Origin of the sequence: Streptomyces cyaneus (assembly GCF_004028635.1) — a bacterium.
Classification (GTDB): domain Bacteria; phylum Actinomycetota; class Actinomycetes; order Streptomycetales; family Streptomycetaceae; genus Streptomyces; species Streptomyces cyaneus.
Genome location: NZ_ML138680.1, coordinates 121,987 through 140,184, shown reverse-complemented (window position 1 = coordinate 140,184; position 18,198 = coordinate 121,987). Strand labels below are relative to the sequence as shown.

The window sequence follows — 18,198 nt, the reverse complement described above, 5'->3', positions numbered from 1 at the left end:
GTCTGCTAGCTCCCTCGGTAAACGGAGTAGCCGAACGGGTTGAGCAGCAGCGGCACGTGGTAGTGCTCCCCGGGCTTGACGGCGAAGGTGATCGCCACCTCGGGGAAGAACACGGCACCGCTGTCCCGATTCGCGGGGGCGTCCTGCTGCGCATCGGCTTGCTTCTTCTCGAAGTACGACTCCACCGCGAAGTCGAGCCGTACGTGTGTGGTCCCCTCCGGCAGCGCCGGGAGGTCCTTGCACCGCCCGTCCGCATCGGTCGCGGAGCCGCCGAGCGCCTGCCACTCGGCATCCCGGCCGCTGCGGGCCGAGAGCTGGATGGCGACGCCCTCGGCGGGGCGGCCGATGCTGGTGTCCAGGATGTGCGTGGACACCGAGGCGGTGGTGCTGGTGCTCATGGCTTGGTCAGTCCTCTTCGACGAGTCGGGCGAGCCGGATACGGTTGATCTTGCCCAGCTCGGTGCGGACGATCTCCCGCTCCTGCTCCGGCGAGTTGCCGATCCGTTCCTTGACCGCGTCGCGCATCTGCTCGCCGGTCCGGCCAGTTGCGCAGATCAGGAAGACGTGGCCGAACTTGTCCTGGTAGGCCAGGTTGAGTTCGAGCATCTCCGCCTTGAGCTCCTCGGAGGCGCCGGCCATGCCGCGCTGCTCCCTCGCCGAGGTCGGATCGCCCGGCTTGGGGCGGCCGATCGGCGGGTGCCCGGCCATCGCCTCGGCCAGGTCCTCGGCGGTCAGCTCGGCCATGGCGGCGTCACTGGCGGCGTAGAGGTCGTCGGCGGTGGCACAGGGACGGGCGGCGAGCAGCCGCTTCGCCCACGCCGTGGAGGCGCACGCCTCGTGGAGAGCGGCGTAGGCCGCGTGCTCCTCCAGGGCGTTGAACCGGGCCAGGCCCGGGGGCGTGGAATTCGACGTCACGGGAGCCTCCGTGGCCGCGAAGGGCGGCCTTCGTACTGAACGGGCGTGCCGATAGCTAACGCCCTACGACGACGAGACGTCAACACTTTGTTGAAAATTCGCGGTAACGAAACCGGGCAGGGCGCCTCAGGCACCCTTCTCACGGTTGAGGTAGTTGTAGACCGTGAAGCGGCTCACCCCGAGCGCACTTGCCACGGTCTCCACGCCGTGCCGCACGGAGAAGGCGCCGCGCGCCTCGAGTATCCGCACGACCTCCTGCTTGGCCTTGCGGTCCAGGTCCGCCAGCGGCTTGCCCTTCCTGCGCTCCATGGCGGCCAGGATGTGGTCCAGGGAGTCGGCCAGCTGAGGCAGACGCACGGCGACGACGTCGGCACCCTCCCAGGAGAGCACGACGTCCTCGGGGCCGGCCTCGTCCGGCGGGAGAATCTCGCCGCCCATGGCGTCGACCAGCGGCTTCACGGCCGCGATGAAGGGCTCGTCCCCGGTACCGGTCACTCCTCGCCCTCCCCGACCACATTGAGCTGGAGCGAGATCCGGGTGGCACCGGCCTCCAGGGACTTGCGCAGCAGGGCGTCCACGGCGGTGAGCACGGCGTCGGCGCCGCCCTCGGCCGTGTTTCCGAACGGGCCGACGTCCACCGCGTCGAGCTCGGCCGCCTCGACGACCTCGCGGGCCACCAGCGCGTGCGCGGGTGCCTCGTCGAGGTCGAAGGGCTCGGTCGTGAACTCCACTCTCAATCGCACGCGCTCAACCTAACGCGCGGTGCCACCTTCCGCCGAGCCCTCTTGACAAGCTCGGACACACAACGGCAATCTTCCAATACGCAGAAACTAACTTCCGCAATACGGAATCTCGACAAACGGAAGGGAGCGCCGGCGACATGCCAGGTTTTGGATTGGACACAGCCGCAGAGCAGCGCTTCAACGTCAACCTGTCGATCCTCTTCACGGAACTCCCGCTCCTGGAGCGCCCCGCGGCCGCCGCCGCGGCCGGCTTCACCGCGGTCGAGCTGTGGTGGCCCTGGGTCGACTCCCCCACCCCCGAGCAGTCCGAGCTCGACGCCCTGAAGAAGGCGATCGAGGACGCGGGCGTCCAGCTCACCGGCCTGAACTTCTACGCCGGTCAGCTTCCGGGCCCCGACCGGGGCGCCCTGTCGATCCCGGGCGAGGAGTCGGAGAAGTTCCGCGCCAACATCGACGTGGCCGCCGACTTCGCCCAGTCCCTGGGCTGCCGGGCGCTCAACGCCCTGTACGGCAACCGCGTCGAGGGCGTGGACCCCGCCGAGCAGGACGCGCTCGCGCTGGAGAACCTGACCCTCGCGGCCCGGGCCGCCGACCGGATCGGCGCGATCCTGCTGATCGAGACCCTCAACAAGCCGGAGTCACCGCTGTACCCGCTGGTGACCGCCCCGGCCGGCGTCGGCATCGTCGACAAGGTCAACGAGGCGACCGGGCTGGGCAACGCCAAGTTCCTGATGGACCTCTACCACCTGTCCATGAACGGCGAGGACCTGCCGCAGGTGATCGAGCAGTACGCCGCGAAGACCGGCCACGTGCAGATCGCCGACAACCCGGGCCGTGGCGCGCCTGGCACGGGGACGCTGCCGCTGGCGGAACTGTTGGGCCAGCTGCAGAAGGCGGGCTACGAGGGCTGGGTCGGCCTGGAGTACAAGCCGGGCGACCGCCCGAGCGCGGAGGCGTTCGACTGGCTGCCGGTGGAGCTGCGCGCCGCCCGCTGACGGCACCGCCCCTGAGGGCTGCCGCCCCCAGACCCCCGCTTCGGCCCCGAAAGGGCCTCGTCCTCAAACGCCGGACGGGCTGATTGTCGCCGACCGGCACCCACACGCAGACGTACCACAGCAGTTCAGAGAGGTACCCCCATCATGAGCAACCTCCCCAAGATCGCCTGGATAGGCCTCGGCATCATGGGCTCCCCCATGTCCGAGAACCTGATCAAGGCGGGTTACGACGTCACCGGCTTCACCCTGGAGCAGGACAAGCTGGACCGCCTGGCCGCCGCCGGTGGCACGGTCGCCGGTTCGATCGCCGAGGCCGTGAAGGACGCCGACGTCGTCATCACGATGGTGCCGGCCTCCCCGCAGGTCGAGGCCATCTCCTACGGCCCCGACGGCATCCTGGAGAACGCCAAGTCCGGCGCGCTGCTGATCGACATGTCCTCGATCACCCCGCAGACCTCGGTCGACCTGGCGAAGGCCGCCAAGGGCAAGGGCATCCGCGTCCTGGACGCCCCCGTGTCCGGCGGTGAGGCCGGTGCCATCGAGGCCGTACTGTCGATCATGGTCGGCGGCGAGCAGGCCGACTTCGACACCGCGAAGCCGATCCTCGAGGCCCTCGGCAAGACGATCGTGCTGTGCGGTCCGCACGGCTCGGGTCAGACCGTGAAGGCGGCCAACCAGCTGATCGTCGCCGTGAACATCCAGGCGTGCGCCGAAGCCGTGGTCTTCCTGGAGAAGTCGGGCGTGGACCTGAAGGCCGCGCTGGACGTCCTCAACGGCGGCCTGGCCGGCTCGACCGTACTGACCCGGAAGAAGGACAACTTCCTGAACCGGGACTTCAAGCCCGGCTTCCGCATCGACCTGCACCACAAGGACATGGGCATCGTCACGGACGCCGCCCGCAACGTCGGCGCCGCCCTTCCGGTCGGTGCCGTGGTCGCCCAGCTGGTCGCGTCCCTGCGTGCGCAGGGCGACGGCGGCCTGGACCACTCGGCCCTGCTGCGGGCTGTGGAGCGCCTCTCCGGCGCCCAGGTCTGACGACCGCCACTGAGGTCTGACGACCCCGAGACTTCCGGGCCGCGGCGCCGCTGACACTTGTCCTGTCGCGCCCAGGCGGCGCCGCGGCCCGGAATCACCTTCAACAAATCGTTGATTTAACTTCAACAAACTGTTGACGCCCGATCGTCCCACTCCTACGCTCCACAAAGCGGAAACAGTTTTCCGCTGACACCCGCACGGAAGGTCCACGATGTCGAAGCGCGTGCTCACCACCGAGTCCGGCGCCCCGGTCGCCGACAACCAGAACTCAGCCTCCGCCGGCGTCGGCGGCCCGCTCCTGCTCCAGGACCAGCACCTCCTGGAGAAGCTGGCGCGCTTCAACCGCGAGCGCATCCCGGAGCGCGTGGTGCACGCCCGGGGCTCCGGCGCGTACGGCCACTTCGAGGTGACCGACGACGTCACCGGCTTCACCCACGCCGACTTCCTGAGCGCGGTGGGCAAGCGGACCGAGGTGTTCCTGCGCTTCTCGACCGTGGCCGACAGCCTGGGCGGCGCGGACGCGGTCCGCGACCCGCGCGGCTTCGCGGTCAAGTTCTATACGGAAGAGGGCAATTACGACCTCGTCGGGAACAACACCCCGGTGTTCTTCATCAAGGACCCGATCAAGTTCCCCGACTTCATCCACTCGCAGAAGCGCGACCCGTTCACGGGCCGTCAGGAGCCGGACAACGTCTGGGACTTCTGGGCGCACGCCCCCGAGGCCACGCACCAGGTGACCTGGCTGATGGGCGACCGCGGCATCCCGGCGTCGTACCGCCACATGAACGGCTACGGCTCGCACACCTACCAGTGGACGAACGCCGAGGGCGAGGCCTTCTTCGTCAAGTACCACTTCAAGACGAACCAGGGCATCCGCTGCCTGAGCGCCGAGCAGGGCGCCGAGCTCGCGGGCAAGGACCCCAACTCGCACCAGACGGACCTGCTCCAGGCCATCGAGCGGGGCGTGCACCCGTCCTGGACGCTCTACGTCCAGCTGATGCCGGCGGCCGAGGCGGCCGACTACCGCTTCAACCCGTTCGACCTCACCAAGGTCTGGCCGCACAAGGACTACCCGCTGCAGCGCGTTGGCCGGCTGGTCCTCGACCGCAACCCGGACAACGTCTTCGCCGAGGTCGAGCAGGCCGCGTTCTCCCCGAACAACTTCGTGCCGGGCATCGGCCCCTCGCCCGACAAGATGCTCCAGGGCCGCCTGTTCGCCTACGCGGACGCCCACCGCTACCGCCTGGGCGTCAACCACACCCAGCTGGCCGTCAACGCCCCCAGGGCGACCGTGGCCGACAACTACGGCCGAGACGGCTTCATGGCGACCAACTCCCAGGGCCGCGCGGCGAAGAACTACGAGCCGAACTCCTACGACGGCCCGGTGGAGACCGGCCGCCCGCTGTCGGCGCCGCTGGCGGTGACCGGCCACACCGGCACCCACGAGGCACCGCTCCACACCAAGGACGACCACTTCTTCCAGGCGGGCGAGCTGTACCGCCTCATGTCCGCCGAGGAGAAGTCCCGGCTGATCGCGAACATCGCCGGTGGCCTCTCCCAGGTCTCCCGCGACGACGTGATCGAGAAGAACCTGGCCCACTTCCACGCCGCCGACCCGGAGTACGGCAGGCGCGTGGAGGAGGCGGTCCGCGCCCTGCGCGAGGACTGAACCCCAAGGCGGCGTCCGTCTCCTGACGGTAGGTCATAAGACGGACGCACCGCCCGCGCCGCACGACCGAGCGACCCGGATGAGGGGTGGTCGCTCGGACCGGGGCACGGGCAACGCGAGGACCGCGGCGGCGTGCGAGCCAGTGCGGTGGTGAAGGTCCCGGCCTCCTTCTTCGACCTGAGGGAAGGAGCCCCCGGTGCCGTCGCAACCGCCGCGGTCCCAAGCCCCCCAAGACCCCGTCCGGCGGCGCGAACGTCCTGTCGCGCCCAGCCTCGCACCGTCGGACGGCTACAACCGCATACCTCACCGGCTGAAGAGCGCCGGGTACGGACGGTCCCGTACCCGGCGCTCTTCGGCGTCTTCCGAGTCGGACTCAGGGCCAGACAGAGCGCGGTAGCTTGGCCGTATGCCTTCCGTACTGGTTGTCGGTTACGACCCGCAGGCGATACCCGGCGTCGACGCGCAGGCCCTTCGGGCGGTGCTGGACAAGGAGTTGACCCGGTTCGGCGAGCACGGCATCGACGCGGCCATGACGCTGGTCGTGTTCGACGAGTCGGCCGAGCCCACCCTCATCGCGTCCTTGGTCGAGCGTCCGTGGGACGTGGTGGTCGTCGGGGGTGGGATCCGCAAGACGGAGCAGTTGCTGCCGCTCTTCGAGCAGATCGTGAACCTGATCCGACGCCATGCGCCCCAGGCCGCCATCGCGTTCAACACCAGTGGCGGGGACAGTGTCGAGGCGGCCCGGCGCCGGCTCTGAGGCGCTGACTTCTGCCCGCCCCGCCAGGTCCCGAGCCAGGCCGACGTACGCCCGGCGGCGTACGCCGACTACGGAACCCTCAAATCAACCTCTGAACACACGTCGGGGGGCTTCAACTCACCCCTGCCGTGGGCACATTCTTTTCACGCGAGGCCCGCCGACACGGGGGCGGCGGGCCCCGCGACGGGGGACACGAAAAACGGGGGAAACGCAAGACGGGGGACACGCAAGACGGGGGACACGCAAGGGGCGGCCCAACCCATCGGTTGGACCGCCCCTCGGTGCAGCGAGACGCGTCAGACCTTCAGCGTCTTGATCGACGTAGGCGCATGCTCCGGCTCCGTGGCGATCTCCTCGAACTCCATCACATTGCTGATGTCGTTCGTCGTCGACATGGAGATGTTGGTGACCCGCTCCAGGATCGCCTCGACGACGACCGGGACCTGGTGCTCGGCGGCGAGCTTCTTGGCCTGCTCCAGGGCGGCGCCCAGCTCGTTCGGGTCGGTCACCCGGATCGCCTTGCAGCCGAGGCCCTCGGCGACCTTGACGTGGTCGACGCCGTAGACGCCCAGCTCGGGCGAGTTGATGTTCTCGAACTCCAGCTTGACCTGGAAGTCGATGTCGAACGCCCGCTGCGCCTGACGGATCAGGCCCAGGTAGGAGTTGTTGACCAGGACATGGACGTACGGGATCTTGTGCTGCGCCCCGACCGCCAGCTCCTCGATCATGAACTGGAAGTCGTAGTCGCCGGACAGGGCGACGACCTGCGCCTCCGGGTCGGCCTTGGCGACGCCCAGCGCGGCCGGGATCGTCCAGCCGAGCGGGCCCGCCTGGCCGCAGTTGATCCAGTGCCGCGGCTTGAAGACGTGCAGCATCTGGGCGCCGGCGATCTGGGAGAGGCCGATGGTGGAGACGTACCGGGTCTCCGGGCCGAAGGCCTTGTTCATCTCCTCGTAGACGCGCTGCGGCTTGATCGGGATGTCGTCGAAGTGCGTACGGCGCTGGAGAGTCGCCTTCCTCTCCTGCGCGGACGCCGCCCACGCCGAGCGGTCGGGCAGCTTGCCTTCCGCCTTCAGCTCCCGTGCCACCTCGACGAACAGCTCCAGGGCCGCCTTCGCGTCCGACGCGATGCCGTAGTCCGGGGCGAAGATCTTGCCGATCTGGGTGGGCTCGACGTCGACGTGGACGAACTTCCGCCCAGCCGTGTAGACGTCCAGCTTGCCGGTGTGGCGGTTGGCCCAGCGGTTGCCGATGCCGAGGACGAAGTCGGACTCCAGGAAGGTCGCGTTGCCGTAGCGGTGCGAGGTCTGCAGGCCGACCATGCCGGCGTTCAGCTCGTGGTCGTCGGGCAGCAGACCCCAGCCCATCAGGGTCGGGACGACCGGGGTGCCGGTCAACTCGGCGAACTCGACGAGGAGTTCGGCGGCATCGGCATTGATGACACCGCCGCCGGCGACGATCAGCGGGCGCTCGGACGCGTTCAGCATCCCGATCGCCTTCTCGATCTGGGCGCGGCTCGCGGCGGGCTTGTAGACCGGGAGCGGCTCGTACGTCTCCGGGTCGAACTCGATCTCCGTCAGCTGGACGTCGATCGGCAGATCGATCAGGACGGGGCCGGGGCGGCCGGAGCGCATCAGGTGGAACGCCTGCTGGAAGACGCCGGGGACCTGCGCGGCCTCCAGGACGGTCACCGCCATCTTCGTGACCGGCTTGGCGATCGACGCGATGTCGACGGCCTGGAAGTCCTCTTTGTGGATCACGGCGGTCGGCGCCTGGCCGGTGATGCACAGGATCGGGATGGAGTCACCGATCGCGGAGTACAGGCCGGTGATCATGTCGGTGCCGGCGGGGCCGGACGTGCCGATGCAGACGCCGATGTTGCCCGGGTGCGTGCGGGTGTAGCCCTCGGCCATGTGCGAGGCGCCCTCCACATGGCGGGCGAGGGTGTGGTGGATCCCGCCGGAGGCCTTGAGCGCCGCATAGAAGGGGTTGATCGCCGCGCCCGGCACGCCGAACGCGTTGCTGACGCCCTCGCGCTTGAGGATCTCGACTGCCGCTCGGGCAGCGGTCATACGAGCCATTGAGTACTCCTGCTTCGGCTGTCGGATTCGCACTCCCGTCGCGCCCCGCGGTGAGCAATTCCGTGACGATGGCATCCCCGCGATCCGACTTATTCCGTATCGCGGAAATTGTTTTCTACTATCTGGAAGCAATGTAGGTGGACCGGTGAAGACCGTCAAGGGGCGGACAACCAGGCCCTACCTGGAGGACGATGGGTGCGCTGTCCGATGCGAGGTCGTCCTGGAGTGGGCCATGTCCGAGAGCGTGTCGGTGCGCTGCCCGGCCTGCCGGCGCGAGCATCTCTACGAGGCACCCGCCTATCCGTGTGAGTGCGGGGCGCCCGTCGCACCGGCGCTGGACCCGCACGGGACGGCGACGGCCATCACCCATCGCACGTGGGACGACGAATGGGTCGGCGTGCGCTGTACGGCATGCGGCCGGGAGAACGAGTGGCCCCGCCCGGAGCTGGGCTGCCCCTGCGGGACGGTGCTGCGTGTCCCGGTGGCGCGGTCGGACATGGACTCTGCGCGGGAGGCGGACACCGGCTCGGCACAAGAGGCCGACACGGGCTCGGTACGAGAGGCCGACACGGGCTCGGCGCGAGAGGCGGGCAAAGGCTCGGCGCCGCGGAAGGCCCCGGCCGCGCGCCGCGTCTTCCAGCCCGTCACGATCCGCACCGCGCGCGACGCGGTCACGGCAGCCGCCGTCTATCTGCGCTGGCTCGGCTACCGGGACATCCGCCGCGCCGACCAGCGGCCCCCGACCGGCATCGGCATCGCCGCCCACGGCCTGCTCGCCCAGGTCGACCCGACCGTACGCCCGGCCTCCCTGCGGGACGTGGAGTGCCTGTGGCTGACGGCCATGACGGAGTCGGCGGCCTGCGTGTACTTCTCCCTCGCCGGATACGCCCCCGACGCCCGCGCCCAAGCCGATTCCCTCGGCGTCCCCCTGTTCGTCCTCGACCTCACGGGCACGCCCCAGCCGGTCAACACCCTCGCCGACGAACTGGACGCGACGGGGGCCCAGTAATCCGCTCGCGCCCGGCGCAGCCGCCGACGGACACTCGGCACATGCGCATCCGCCCCGCCCGGCCCGACGAGCTCCCGGCCCTCCAGGACATCGAGCGCGCGGCAGGAGCCGCCTTCCGCGACCTCGGCATGGCGGCGATCGCCGACGACGAGCCGCCCGCCCTGGACGTTCTGGAGCACTATCGCCGGGCCGGCCGCACCTGGGTCGCCTGCGACGACGGTGACTGCCCGGTCGGCTATCTGATCTGCGAGCCCGTCGACGGCGCCCTGCACATCGAGCAGGTCTCGGTGCACCCGGACCGCGCGCGTCGCCGTATCGGCCGGGCCCTTCTCGCGTACGCCGCCGACCGCGCCCGCGAGGAGGGCCTGACCGCTCTCACCCTGACCACCTTCACCGACGTCCCGTGGAACGCGCCGTACTACGAACGCCTCGGCGTCCGTGTCCTGGACGAGGCCGGGCTCACCCCGGGGCTACGGAAGATCCGCGCCCACGAGGCGGAACTCGGCCTCGACCGATGGCCACGGGTCTGCATGCGCCGCGGCTGAGCATGCGCCACGGCCGGTCATGTGCCGCGGCCGGCCTCAGAGGACCCCGTACTTCTCCCGCAGCTCCACCTTCCGCACCTTCCCGGACACCGTCATCGGGAAGGAGTCGAGGATCTGCAACCGGCTCGGGATCTTGTAGTGCGCCAGCTGCCCGTCGCAGAAGGCCCGTAGCTCCTCCAGCGTCAGCGGATCGGCCGAGTCGCGCGCGATGACGCAGGCCAGCACCTCCTCGCCGTAGCGCTCGTGCGGCACCCCGACGACCTGGACGTCCGCGATCTTGGGGTGGGCGTACAGGAACTCCTCGATCTCTCGGGGGTAGATGTTCTCGCCGCCCCGGATGATCATGTCCTTGATGCGGCCGACGATCTCGACGTAGCCGTCCTCCCGCATCGTCGCGAGGTCACCGGTGTGCATCCAGCGCCCGGGGTCGACGGCCTCGACGGTCTTCTCGGGCTCGTTCCAGTAGCCGAGCATCACGCTGTAGCCGCGGGTGCACAGCTCTCCCGCCTTGCCCCGCGGCTGGGTCACGCCGGTCGCCGGGTCGACGATCTTCACCTCGATGTGCGGCAGCACGCGGCCGACCGTGCCGGTGCGGTGCTCCAGGTCGTCGTCGCGCCGGGTCTGCGTCGAGACGGGCGAGGTCTCCGTCATGCCGTAGCAGATCGACACCTCGGCCATGTGCATCTCGGTGACCACCCGCTTCATCACCTCCACCGGGCAGGGCGAGCCCGCCATGATCCCGGTGCGCAGGGAGGAGAGGTCGTACGACGCGAAGTCGGGGTGATTCAGCTCCGCGATGAACATGGTCGGTACGCCGTACAGCGAGGTGCAGCGCTCCTGCTGGACGGCCTCCAGCGTGGCCTTCGGGTCGAAGGACGGGGCCGGGATGACGATGCAGGCGCCGTGGGAGGTGGCGGCCAGATTGCCCATGACCATGCCGAAGCAGTGGTAGAAGGGCACGGGAACGCACACCCGGTCCTGCTCGCTGTAGGCGATCAACTCCCCGACGAAATAACCGTTGTTGAGGATGTTGTGGTGGGAGAGGGTGGCCCCCTTCGGGAAGCCCGTCGTGCCCGACGTGTACTGGATGTTGATCGGGTCGTCGCAGGACAGCTCCTCGTACGGCACCGGCGTTCCCCGCGCGATCAGCGCCTCCCAGCTCGGGTCCCCGATGAATACGGTCTCCCGCAGCTGCGGGCACTTGGCGCGCACCTGCTCGACCATCGCCCGGTAGTCGCTCGTCTTGTGGCTGAGGGAGGCGAACAGCAGCGAGATCCCGGCCTGCTTGAGGACGTACTCGACCTCATGGGTGCGATAGGCCGGGTTGATGTTCACCATGATCGCGCCGATGCGGGCCGTGGCGTACTGGACCAGGACCCACTCGGGACAGTTGATCGCCCAGATGCCCACCCGGTCGCCCTTGGCCACGCCACTGGCCAGCAGCGCGTACGCCAGCCGGTCGACGTCCGCCGCGAACCGGGCGTAGGTCCAGCGCCGCCCGGACGGTACGTCTACCAGCGCCTCCCGGTCCGGCCACGCGGCCACCGACCGGTCCAGGTTGGCCCCGATCGTCTCGCCGAGCAGGACCGTCTCGCTCGTGCCGTGGGTGTACGACAGCTGCGCGGTCACCGGAAGTCCTCCTCGCGGTACTCGGCGTCCGACCCGGTGGCGGTGGCCTCGCGCAGCTCGATGCGGCGGATCTTGCCGGAGACGGTCTTGGGCAGCGGCGCGAACTCCAGGCGGCGGACGCGCTTGTACGGCGCCAGGACCTCCCGTGAGTGCTCGAAGAGCACCTTGGCCGTGTCGGGGCCCGGCTCCCAGCCCTCCGCAAGGACGACGTACGCCTTCGGCACCGCGAGCCGAAGCTCGTCCGGCGCGGGCACGACGGCAGCCTCGGCGACCGCCTCGTGCTCCAGCAGGGCGCTCTCGAGCTCGAACGGGGAGATCTTGTAGTCACTCGCCTTGAACACGTCGTCCGCTCGCCCCACGTACGTGATGTATCCGTCGGCGTCCCGCGAACCGATGTCACCCGTCCGGTAGTAGCCGCCGGCCATCGCCTCCGCCGTACGGTCGGCGTCGCCGTGGTAGCCGGTCATCACGCCGACGGGGCGGGCGGACAGGTCGAGGGCGATCTCGCCCTCCTCGGCCCCCGGCGCGCCGGAGACCGGGTCGAGGAGTTCGACGCGGAAGCCGGGGCTGGGGCGGCCCATCGAGCCGGTCTTCAGGGGCTGGCCGGGGCTGTTGGAGACCTGGACGGCCGTCTCGGTCTGCCCGAAGCCGTCCCGGATGGTCACGCCCCAGGCCTCCCGCACCCGCTCGATGACCTCGGGGTTGAGCGGCTCACCGGCGGCGACGGCCTCGCGGGGCGGGGTGCGCAGCGCGCTCAGGTCGGCCTGGATGAGCATGCGCCAGACCGTCGGCGGAGCGCAGAAGGTGGTGACGCCGGCACGGTCCATCTCCGCCATCAGCCGGGCCGCGTCGAAGCGCGTGTAGTTGTGGATGAAGACGGTCGCCTCCGCGTTCCACGGGGCGAAGAGGTTGGACCAGGCGTGCTTGGCCCAGCCGGGCGAGGAGATGTTCAGGTGCACGTCGCCGGGCTTGAGGCCGATCCAGTACATGGTGGCCAGGTGCCCGATCGGGTACGAGGTGTGGGTGTGCTCGACCAGCTTGGGGCGGGCGGTGGTGCCGGAGGTGAAGTAGAGCATCAGCGGGTCGTCGGAGGCGGTCGGCCCGTCGGGGGTGAACTCGGCGGGGGCGGCGTACGCGTCCTCGTACGACTGCCAGCCCTCGCGCACCCCGCCGACGGTGATGCGCGTGTAGCGGCCGGGCACCTCGTCGAACTTGCCGGTGTCCTCGGCTCGGACCAGCACATGCCGGACGCGTCCGCGCTCCACCCGGTCGCGCAGGTCGGCGGGGCCGAGCAGCGGGGTGGCCGGGATGACGACGGCGCGCAGCTTCATGGCGGCCAGGGCGGTCTCCCACAGCTCGGCCTGGTTGCCGAGCATGACGAGGATGCGGTCCTCGGCGCGAACGCCGCGCGCCCGCAGCCAGTTCGCGACCCGAGCGGACCGCTCGGCCATCTCGGTGAAGGACAGCTGGACCTCGCTGCCGTCCTCCTCGACGATGTGCAGTGCGGTGCGGTCGTTTCCGTCCGCGATGACGTCGAACCAGTCGAGCGCCCAGTTGAACCGCTCGGGCCGGGGCCAGGCGAAGCCCTCGTAGGCGGTGGCGTAGTCCTCGCGGTGGTCGAGCAGGAAGTCCCGCGCACTGCGGAACAACTCCGTCCCCGTAGTCATCTGTCCTCCTGGTTACCGGACCTTGCCGGGCGGCTCTCTGTCATCGTGTAATCCGTGACGTGGGTCTCACTACCCCCGAACGGGGGTGTGCGCTCCGGGAAGCAGCGGTGAAAGGGCGAGTACGTGGCAGTGGACGCGGCCGCATCGGCGGACATAAGGGGCGCGCTGGCGCGCCTGCGCCGCTCGACCGGGCTCCCGGTCGCCTTCGGCGGCCTGGTGGAGTCGGGGCGCCCGCGCATGCGCATCAGCGAACTGAACGGCACAGCCACCGATTCCCTCAGCAGACTCGCGGTGACCGCCGGCAACGGCCTGGGCGGCAAGGCCGTGGCCCTCGCCCGCCCCTGCGCGGTCACGGACTACTCCGTCTCCCGGCAGATCACCCACGAGTACGACGCCGCGGTCGCCGCGGAGGGCCTGCGTTCGGTGCTGGCGGTCCCGGTCGTCGTACGGCGCCGGGTGCGCGGTGTCCTGTACGGCGCCCTGCGCACGGCCCAGCCCCTGGGCGACCGCACCCTGACGGCGGCCGTGGAGGCGGCGCGGGACGTGGAGCAGTCGCTGGTGGTGCGGGAGGAGGTGCGGGGGTTGCTGGAGGCGGCCCGGCCGGAGCCGGCGCGGCTCGAGACGGCTCCGTCCGGGCGGGGCTCGGCGTGGGAGCAGGTCCGCGAGGCCCACGCGACTCTGCGGGCCCTGGCCCCACGCATCAGCGACCCCGCCCTGCGCGCGGAGCTCCTGGATGCCTGCGGCCTCCTGACGGAGAGGCCCGCCCTGAACGGCGTGCAGCTGTCCCCCCGCGAACTGGATGTGCTGGCCTGCGTGGCCGCCGGCTCGACCAACGCGCTCGCCGCCGAGCGGCTGGGGCTGCGGGCGGAGACGGTCAAGGGGTACCTGCGGTCGGCGATGCGGAAGCTGGGCACGCACACCCGGGGCGAGACGGTGGTGGCGGCACGCCGGGCGGGGTTGCTGCCGTAGGAGTGCGAGGCGTCCGGGCGGATCCGGCCCACCCCCGACGACCCCTCATTCATTCATCCCTGCTTTGAATTTCCCTATGCTCCACCGCTGTTATTTGCCTCACCATGTCTTCGGTCCGAATTTCAAAGATCCGTTGCCTAATATTGGCCCGAACACGACACACGGAGGGGAGCGGTGACCGTGCGACGGGACTTCAAGGAGCCTGCGAGATGCCGCCCCGACCAGGTCATCGGCAGGGAGGAGCTGTTCAGCGCGGCGCGTGAGCAGCTCGGACGGGGCGGCAGCGTGCTGCTTCACGGGCCTGCCGGAATTGGGAAGTCGACGGTCCTGCGGGCATTGGCCGGGGAATACGGCGGGGCGGCACGCACCGTGCTGCGCTGCTCGCCCACGGAGTCCGAATCCCATCTCCCGTTCCTCGCCCTGGCCGACCTCCTCGGCCTGGTCCTGGACGAGGTGTCCGAGCGGCTCCCCACCGCCCAGCGCATCGCCCTGGAGTCGGCCCTCACCGGTCGCGGTGAGTCCACCCTCCAGCGCGACGGCCTCGCCCTGCGGCTGGCCGTGCTGTCCGCGCTGCGCGCCCTCGCCGACACCGGCCCCGTCCTCGTCGTCGCCGACGACCTCCAGTGGCTCGACCCGGCCAGCGCCGAACTCCTCGGCTTCGCCGCCCGCCGCCTCGGCGACACCCCGGTGCGGATGCTGTGCGCGGTCCGGACCGACGGCCAGGAGTACGACCGCCATCTACGCGCGTCCCCGCCGGACACCCTCGCGGTACGGCTGGGCCCCCTCTCCAGCGCCCAGATGTCCGCCCTCCTCGACCACCGCGGCTACACCGGCCTGCCCCGCTCCACGGTCCGGGACATCCACCGCACCAGCGGCGGCAACGCCCTGTTCGCCCTCGAACTGGGCCGCGCCCTCGCCGAGAACCCCACCCCGCCCCGCCCCGGCGAGCCCCTGCCGGTGCCCACCTCGCTGCGCGCCCTGGTGCTGAACCGCCTGGAGATGCTGTCGCAGGAGGCGCGCCGCACCCTCCTCGTCGCGAGCGCGGGCGCCCGTCCCACGCTGGCCCTGCTGCACGCGGCCGGCCGCGACAACGCCGAGGCCGAGACCGCCCAGGCCGCCGAACTCGGGCTGTTGGCGACCGAGCCCGAGGGCCCCGCCGTACGGTTCGCGCACCCGATGATCTCCGCCGCGCTCTACGCGGAGGCGCCCGCGCAGGAGCGCCGGGCCGCGCACGCCGCGCTGTCCACGGTGGCCTCCGACCCGATCGAGCGCGCCCGGCACCTGGCCCTCGCGACCACCGGCACCGACCCGGAGGTCGCGGCCCGGCTCGCCGAGGCCGCCGCCCTGGCCCGCGACCGGGGAGCGCCGTCGGTGGCCGCGCAGCTCTCCCTGCTCGCCGCCCGGCACACCCCGGCGGAAGCTTCGCAGAGCCCGGAGGTGCTGCGGCTGGAGGCCGCCGAGGACGCGATCACCGCCGGTGAGCTGGATCTCGCCCGGGACATCGCCCGGGAGGTGCTCACCCGGGCGACGGTGCCCGCGGACCGGGTACGGGCCTGGATCGCGGTGATCGAGACGGCGGGCCATGCCATGACAGAGGTCGACGCGGTCTTCCCGCAGGCCCTGGCCGACGCGGGTGACGACCCGAAGCTGCTCGCCCTGGTCCACTACCAGTTGACGTGGCGCGCCCTGCTCGTGGACGGCGACTTCGACGAGGCCCGGGGGGAGGCCGCGTACGTGGCGGAGTTGGCCGCGCGGGCCGGCGACCGGTACACCGAGCTGATGGCGCTCGCCTTCCAGGCCCAGATCGAGACCCTGATGGGCCACGCGGACGCCCCCGCGACCATTCGACGGGCGCTGGAGGAACCCCAGGACCCGAGGGTGGCCTGCCATCACAACGGGGCCGGTTACTCCCGCTTCCGCTGGCTGATCATGAGCGACCAGCTGCCCGAGGCCCGCGCCACGGTCACCGCGCTGCTGCGCGAGGTGCGCCGGCACGGCTGGGTGGAGAGCGAGGTGCACTTCCTGCGCGGGGTCGCGGAGACCGAACTGCACTCCGGGCACTGCGGACGCGCCCTCGACCTGGCCCGCGAGAGCCTGCGCCTGGCCCGCGACACCGGGATCGGCGAGGTGGCCTCCGCCGTGCTGACCTCGCTCGCGGAGGCCGCGGGCGGGGATGTGGACCGGGCGTTGTCGCTGGCCCGGGAAGCGGTGGAGCACGCCGAGGAGGACGGCGACCAGATGTACGTCTCCCGCGCCCTGGCCGCCCTCGGCCACGCCCAGCTGGTCGCCGGGGACGTGGAGGCGGCGGTGCGTTCGCTGCGCCGGGTGCGCGAGGTGGAGCAGGGCCTCGGCATCACCGACCCGGCGCGCGGCCGATGGCACGGCGATCTGGCCGAGGCCCTGGTGCGCAGCGGCGAGTTCGCGGAGGCGCAGGACGTCATCGACGTCACGCGCGAGCAGGCGCTGCGGCTGGACCGCGAGAGCGTGCTGGCGGTCCTCGACCGGGCCGAGGCGCTGATCCGCGCGGCACGGGGCGAACAGGACGCCGCCGTGGCCCAGTTGACATCGGCACAGGACCGGCTCGCCAAACTGGGATACGGCCTGGAGGAGGCCCGGGCCGCCTTCGCGCTGGCCCAGCTGCGCACCGGCACTCCGGGCCCGACCTCGTACGACGAGGCGGCCCGGCTGTTCCGCCGCTGCCGGGCGCTGCCCTGGCTGCGGCAGGTCGAGGCGGCGGCCGCCGCGCGTCCCGTGGAGGCGGCCCCCACCCCCGCCTCCACGCCGGACGGTCTCGACGGTCTGGACGGGCTCGCCTCGATGGAACGTCAGGTCGCCGCGCTCGTCATGGAGGGCGCGACCAACCGGGAGATCGCAGCGCGCCTGTTCATCAGCGTCAAAACGGTCGAAGCGACACTTACCCGCGTCTATCGCAAACTCGGGATCCGATCGCGGGTCGACATCGTCAGATTGGCGGCGGGGCGCCGGACGACATGAGGTCGAGGCGCCGTACAGGGTGAGTTCGGGCTGAGTTCGGGGCGCCTTACGCGGTGAGTTCACCCGTCTTTGTCGGTCCGCGCAGGTTTAGCCGGACACGACCGAGGGTTTTCCCTGCCCAACTCCCTTAGGGGGTTCCCTCATTGGGAAGGGGAACTTCCGGGACCTACCTTATGGATGTGCCGCTCGCCGGGCACACGGGGGTCGGTCCCGCGACCCCCGTGCACACCCCCCACACCCGCGCGACCCCCCACCGGCAACCCCCACTGAGGAGACTCATGTTCGGGCTCACCCGCGCCAGAAAGGCCGCCGCCGTCGTGGCGACCGCCGCCGCCGCCGCGGCCGCACTGCTCAGCGCCCCCACCGCTGAGGCCGCGTCGACGCGCATCGTGGGCGGTACGACGACCACGACGACCGCGTACCCCTTCGTCATGCAGATCACGGACGCCTCGCAGAACCAGTTCTGCGGTGGCACGCTCGTCTCCGCGACCAAGGTGGTCACCGCCGCCCACTGTATGGTCGGCGAGACGACGAGCAGCGTCCGCGTCGTCGGCGGCCGCACCTACCTCAACGGCACGAACGGCACGGTCAGCCGGGTCAGCAACATCTGGGTCCACCCGGACTACACCGACGCCACCGACGGCAACGACGTGGCCGTGCTGACCCTTTCGACCTCGATGCCGTACACGACGGCCTCGTACGTCGACTCCTCGGACACCGGTGTGTACGCGGCCGGCACCACCGCCCGCATCCTCGGCTGGGGCACCACCTCCTCGAACGGCAGCTCCTCCAACCAGCTGCGGACGGCGACCGTGCCGATCGTCTCCAACTCCAGCTGCGCGAGCTCCTACGGTTCGCAGTTCATCGCGTCCGACATGGTCTGCGCCGGATACACCTCCGGCGGCACTGACACCTGCCAGGGCGACAGCGGCGGTCCCCTGCTCATCGGGGGCGTCCTGGCAGGGATAACTTCCTGGGGCGAAGGCTGCGCCCAGGCCGGTTACCCGGGGGTATACACCCGGCTGACCACCTTCTCGGACGAGGTGACCGAACAGGTCGAGTCGTAACCGGGAACGGCACCCAGAGGGTCTCCTGAGCACACCTCAGGTGCAAGACCAGGGGGCGTTGGGGGGGGGCCCCGCCCGGCCCCCCACCCCCCCCAAACAATCGCCGGGGAGTGGGGGGGGGGG

The 18,198-nt window shown here is 70.7% G+C and carries 16 protein-coding genes; 9 read left to right on the top strand and 7 right to left on the bottom strand.

Going from position 1 to position 18,198, the window contains the following annotated elements:
* Positions 1 to 5: 5 nt before the first annotated feature.
* From uraH to EHO50_RS09145, 4 genes are all read right to left on the bottom strand, one after another.
* The gene (gene uraH, locus EHO50_RS09160; RefSeq protein ID WP_128429380.1) at positions 6 to 398 is read right to left on the bottom strand and encodes a hydroxyisourate hydrolase; all 393 of its coding nucleotides are present in this window, start codon (positions 396 to 398) and stop codon (positions 6 to 8) included.
* A 7-nt stretch (positions 399 to 405) separates the two neighbouring features.
* Positions 406 to 915: a 2-oxo-4-hydroxy-4-carboxy-5-ureidoimidazoline decarboxylase gene (uraD, locus tag EHO50_RS09155; RefSeq protein WP_128429379.1), complete on the bottom strand. Its 510-nt coding sequence runs from the start codon at positions 913 to 915 to the stop codon at positions 406 to 408.
* Between the two features lie 126 nt (positions 916 to 1,041).
* The gene (locus EHO50_RS09150; protein ID WP_128429378.1) at positions 1,042 to 1,410 is read right to left on the bottom strand and encodes a helix-turn-helix domain-containing protein; all 369 of its coding nucleotides are present in this window, start codon (positions 1,408 to 1,410) and stop codon (positions 1,042 to 1,044) included.
* Entirely contained in the window at positions 1,407 to 1,658 is a 252-nt protein-coding gene (locus EHO50_RS09145) for a YkoF family thiamine-binding protein (RefSeq protein WP_128429377.1), read from the bottom strand. The genes EHO50_RS09150 and EHO50_RS09145 overlap by 4 nt, the downstream gene beginning before the upstream one ends.
* A 137-nt stretch (positions 1,659 to 1,795) precedes the next feature.
* Between EHO50_RS09145 and EHO50_RS09140 the strand changes: the two genes are divergently transcribed.
* The 4 genes from EHO50_RS09140 (at position 1,796) to EHO50_RS09125 (ending at position 6,114) form a co-directional block, all read left to right on the top strand.
* Positions 1,796 to 2,653: a TIM barrel protein gene (locus EHO50_RS09140; RefSeq protein ID WP_128429376.1), complete on the top strand. Its 858-nt coding sequence runs from the start codon at positions 1,796 to 1,798 to the stop codon at positions 2,651 to 2,653.
* A gap of 144 nt (positions 2,654 to 2,797) precedes the next feature.
* Positions 2,798 to 3,688: a 2-hydroxy-3-oxopropionate reductase gene (locus tag EHO50_RS09135; protein WP_128429375.1), complete on the top strand. Its 891-nt coding sequence runs from the start codon at positions 2,798 to 2,800 to the stop codon at positions 3,686 to 3,688.
* 211 nt (positions 3,689 to 3,899) lie between these two features.
* Positions 3,900 to 5,357 carry a catalase gene (locus tag EHO50_RS09130; RefSeq protein WP_128429374.1) on the top strand — a complete coding sequence of 486 codons (1,458 nt, stop codon included), beginning with the start codon at positions 3,900 to 3,902 and terminating at the stop codon, positions 5,355 to 5,357.
* A gap of 406 nt (positions 5,358 to 5,763) precedes the next feature.
* Positions 5,764 to 6,114, top strand: a complete 351-nt coding sequence (locus EHO50_RS09125; protein ID WP_128429373.1) for a hypothetical protein — start codon at positions 5,764 to 5,766, stop codon at positions 6,112 to 6,114.
* A gap of 296 nt (positions 6,115 to 6,410) precedes the next feature.
* Here the strand turns inward: EHO50_RS09125 and gcl are convergent, their stop codons facing one another.
* Entirely contained in the window at positions 6,411 to 8,195 is a 1,785-nt protein-coding gene (gene gcl, locus EHO50_RS09120; protein ID WP_128429372.1) for a glyoxylate carboligase, read from the bottom strand.
* A 232-nt stretch (positions 8,196 to 8,427) separates the two neighbouring features.
* Here gcl and EHO50_RS09115 point away from each other — a divergent pair, with 232 nt between their 5' ends.
* Together EHO50_RS09115 and EHO50_RS09110 are read left to right on the top strand one after the other, a co-directional pair.
* Positions 8,428 to 9,204: a hypothetical protein gene (locus tag EHO50_RS09115; RefSeq protein WP_128429371.1), complete on the top strand. Its 777-nt coding sequence runs from the start codon at positions 8,428 to 8,430 to the stop codon at positions 9,202 to 9,204.
* Positions 9,205 to 9,245: 41 nt separating this feature from the next.
* Positions 9,246 to 9,749, top strand: coding sequence for a GNAT family N-acetyltransferase (locus EHO50_RS09110; protein ID WP_128429370.1), 504 nt, complete (start codon positions 9,246 to 9,248; stop codon positions 9,747 to 9,749).
* 36 nt (positions 9,750 to 9,785) lie between these two features.
* Here the strand turns inward: EHO50_RS09110 and EHO50_RS09105 are convergent, their stop codons facing one another.
* Both EHO50_RS09105 and EHO50_RS09100 read right to left on the bottom strand, forming a co-directional pair.
* Positions 9,786 to 11,378, bottom strand: a complete 1,593-nt coding sequence (locus EHO50_RS09105) for an AMP-binding protein (RefSeq protein ID WP_128429369.1) — start codon at positions 11,376 to 11,378, stop codon at positions 9,786 to 9,788.
* Positions 11,375 to 13,045: an AMP-binding protein gene (locus tag EHO50_RS09100; RefSeq protein ID WP_128429368.1), complete on the bottom strand. Its 1,671-nt coding sequence runs from the start codon at positions 13,043 to 13,045 to the stop codon at positions 11,375 to 11,377. Before EHO50_RS09100 ends, EHO50_RS09105 begins: the two co-directional genes overlap by 4 nt.
* A 129-nt stretch (positions 13,046 to 13,174) precedes the next feature.
* Here EHO50_RS09100 and EHO50_RS09095 point away from each other — a divergent pair, with 129 nt between their 5' ends.
* The 3 genes from EHO50_RS09095 to EHO50_RS09080 all read left to right on the top strand — a co-directional run bounded on the left by EHO50_RS09095 (position 13,175) and on the right by EHO50_RS09080 (position 18,075).
* Positions 13,175 to 14,014 carry a response regulator transcription factor gene (locus tag EHO50_RS09095; protein WP_425472146.1) on the top strand — a complete coding sequence of 280 codons (840 nt, stop codon included), beginning with the start codon at positions 13,175 to 13,177 and terminating at the stop codon, positions 14,012 to 14,014.
* Between the two features lie 174 nt (positions 14,015 to 14,188).
* Positions 14,189 to 17,008: a helix-turn-helix transcriptional regulator gene (locus EHO50_RS09090; RefSeq protein WP_128429366.1), complete on the top strand. Its 2,820-nt coding sequence runs from the start codon at positions 14,189 to 14,191 to the stop codon at positions 17,006 to 17,008.
* A gap of 278 nt (positions 17,009 to 17,286) precedes the next feature.
* A complete protein-coding gene (locus EHO50_RS09080; RefSeq protein WP_128429365.1) occupies positions 17,287 to 18,075 on the top strand; it encodes a S1 family peptidase in 789 nt (262 codons plus the stop codon).
* The last annotated feature ends 123 nt before the right edge of the window (positions 18,076 to 18,198 follow it).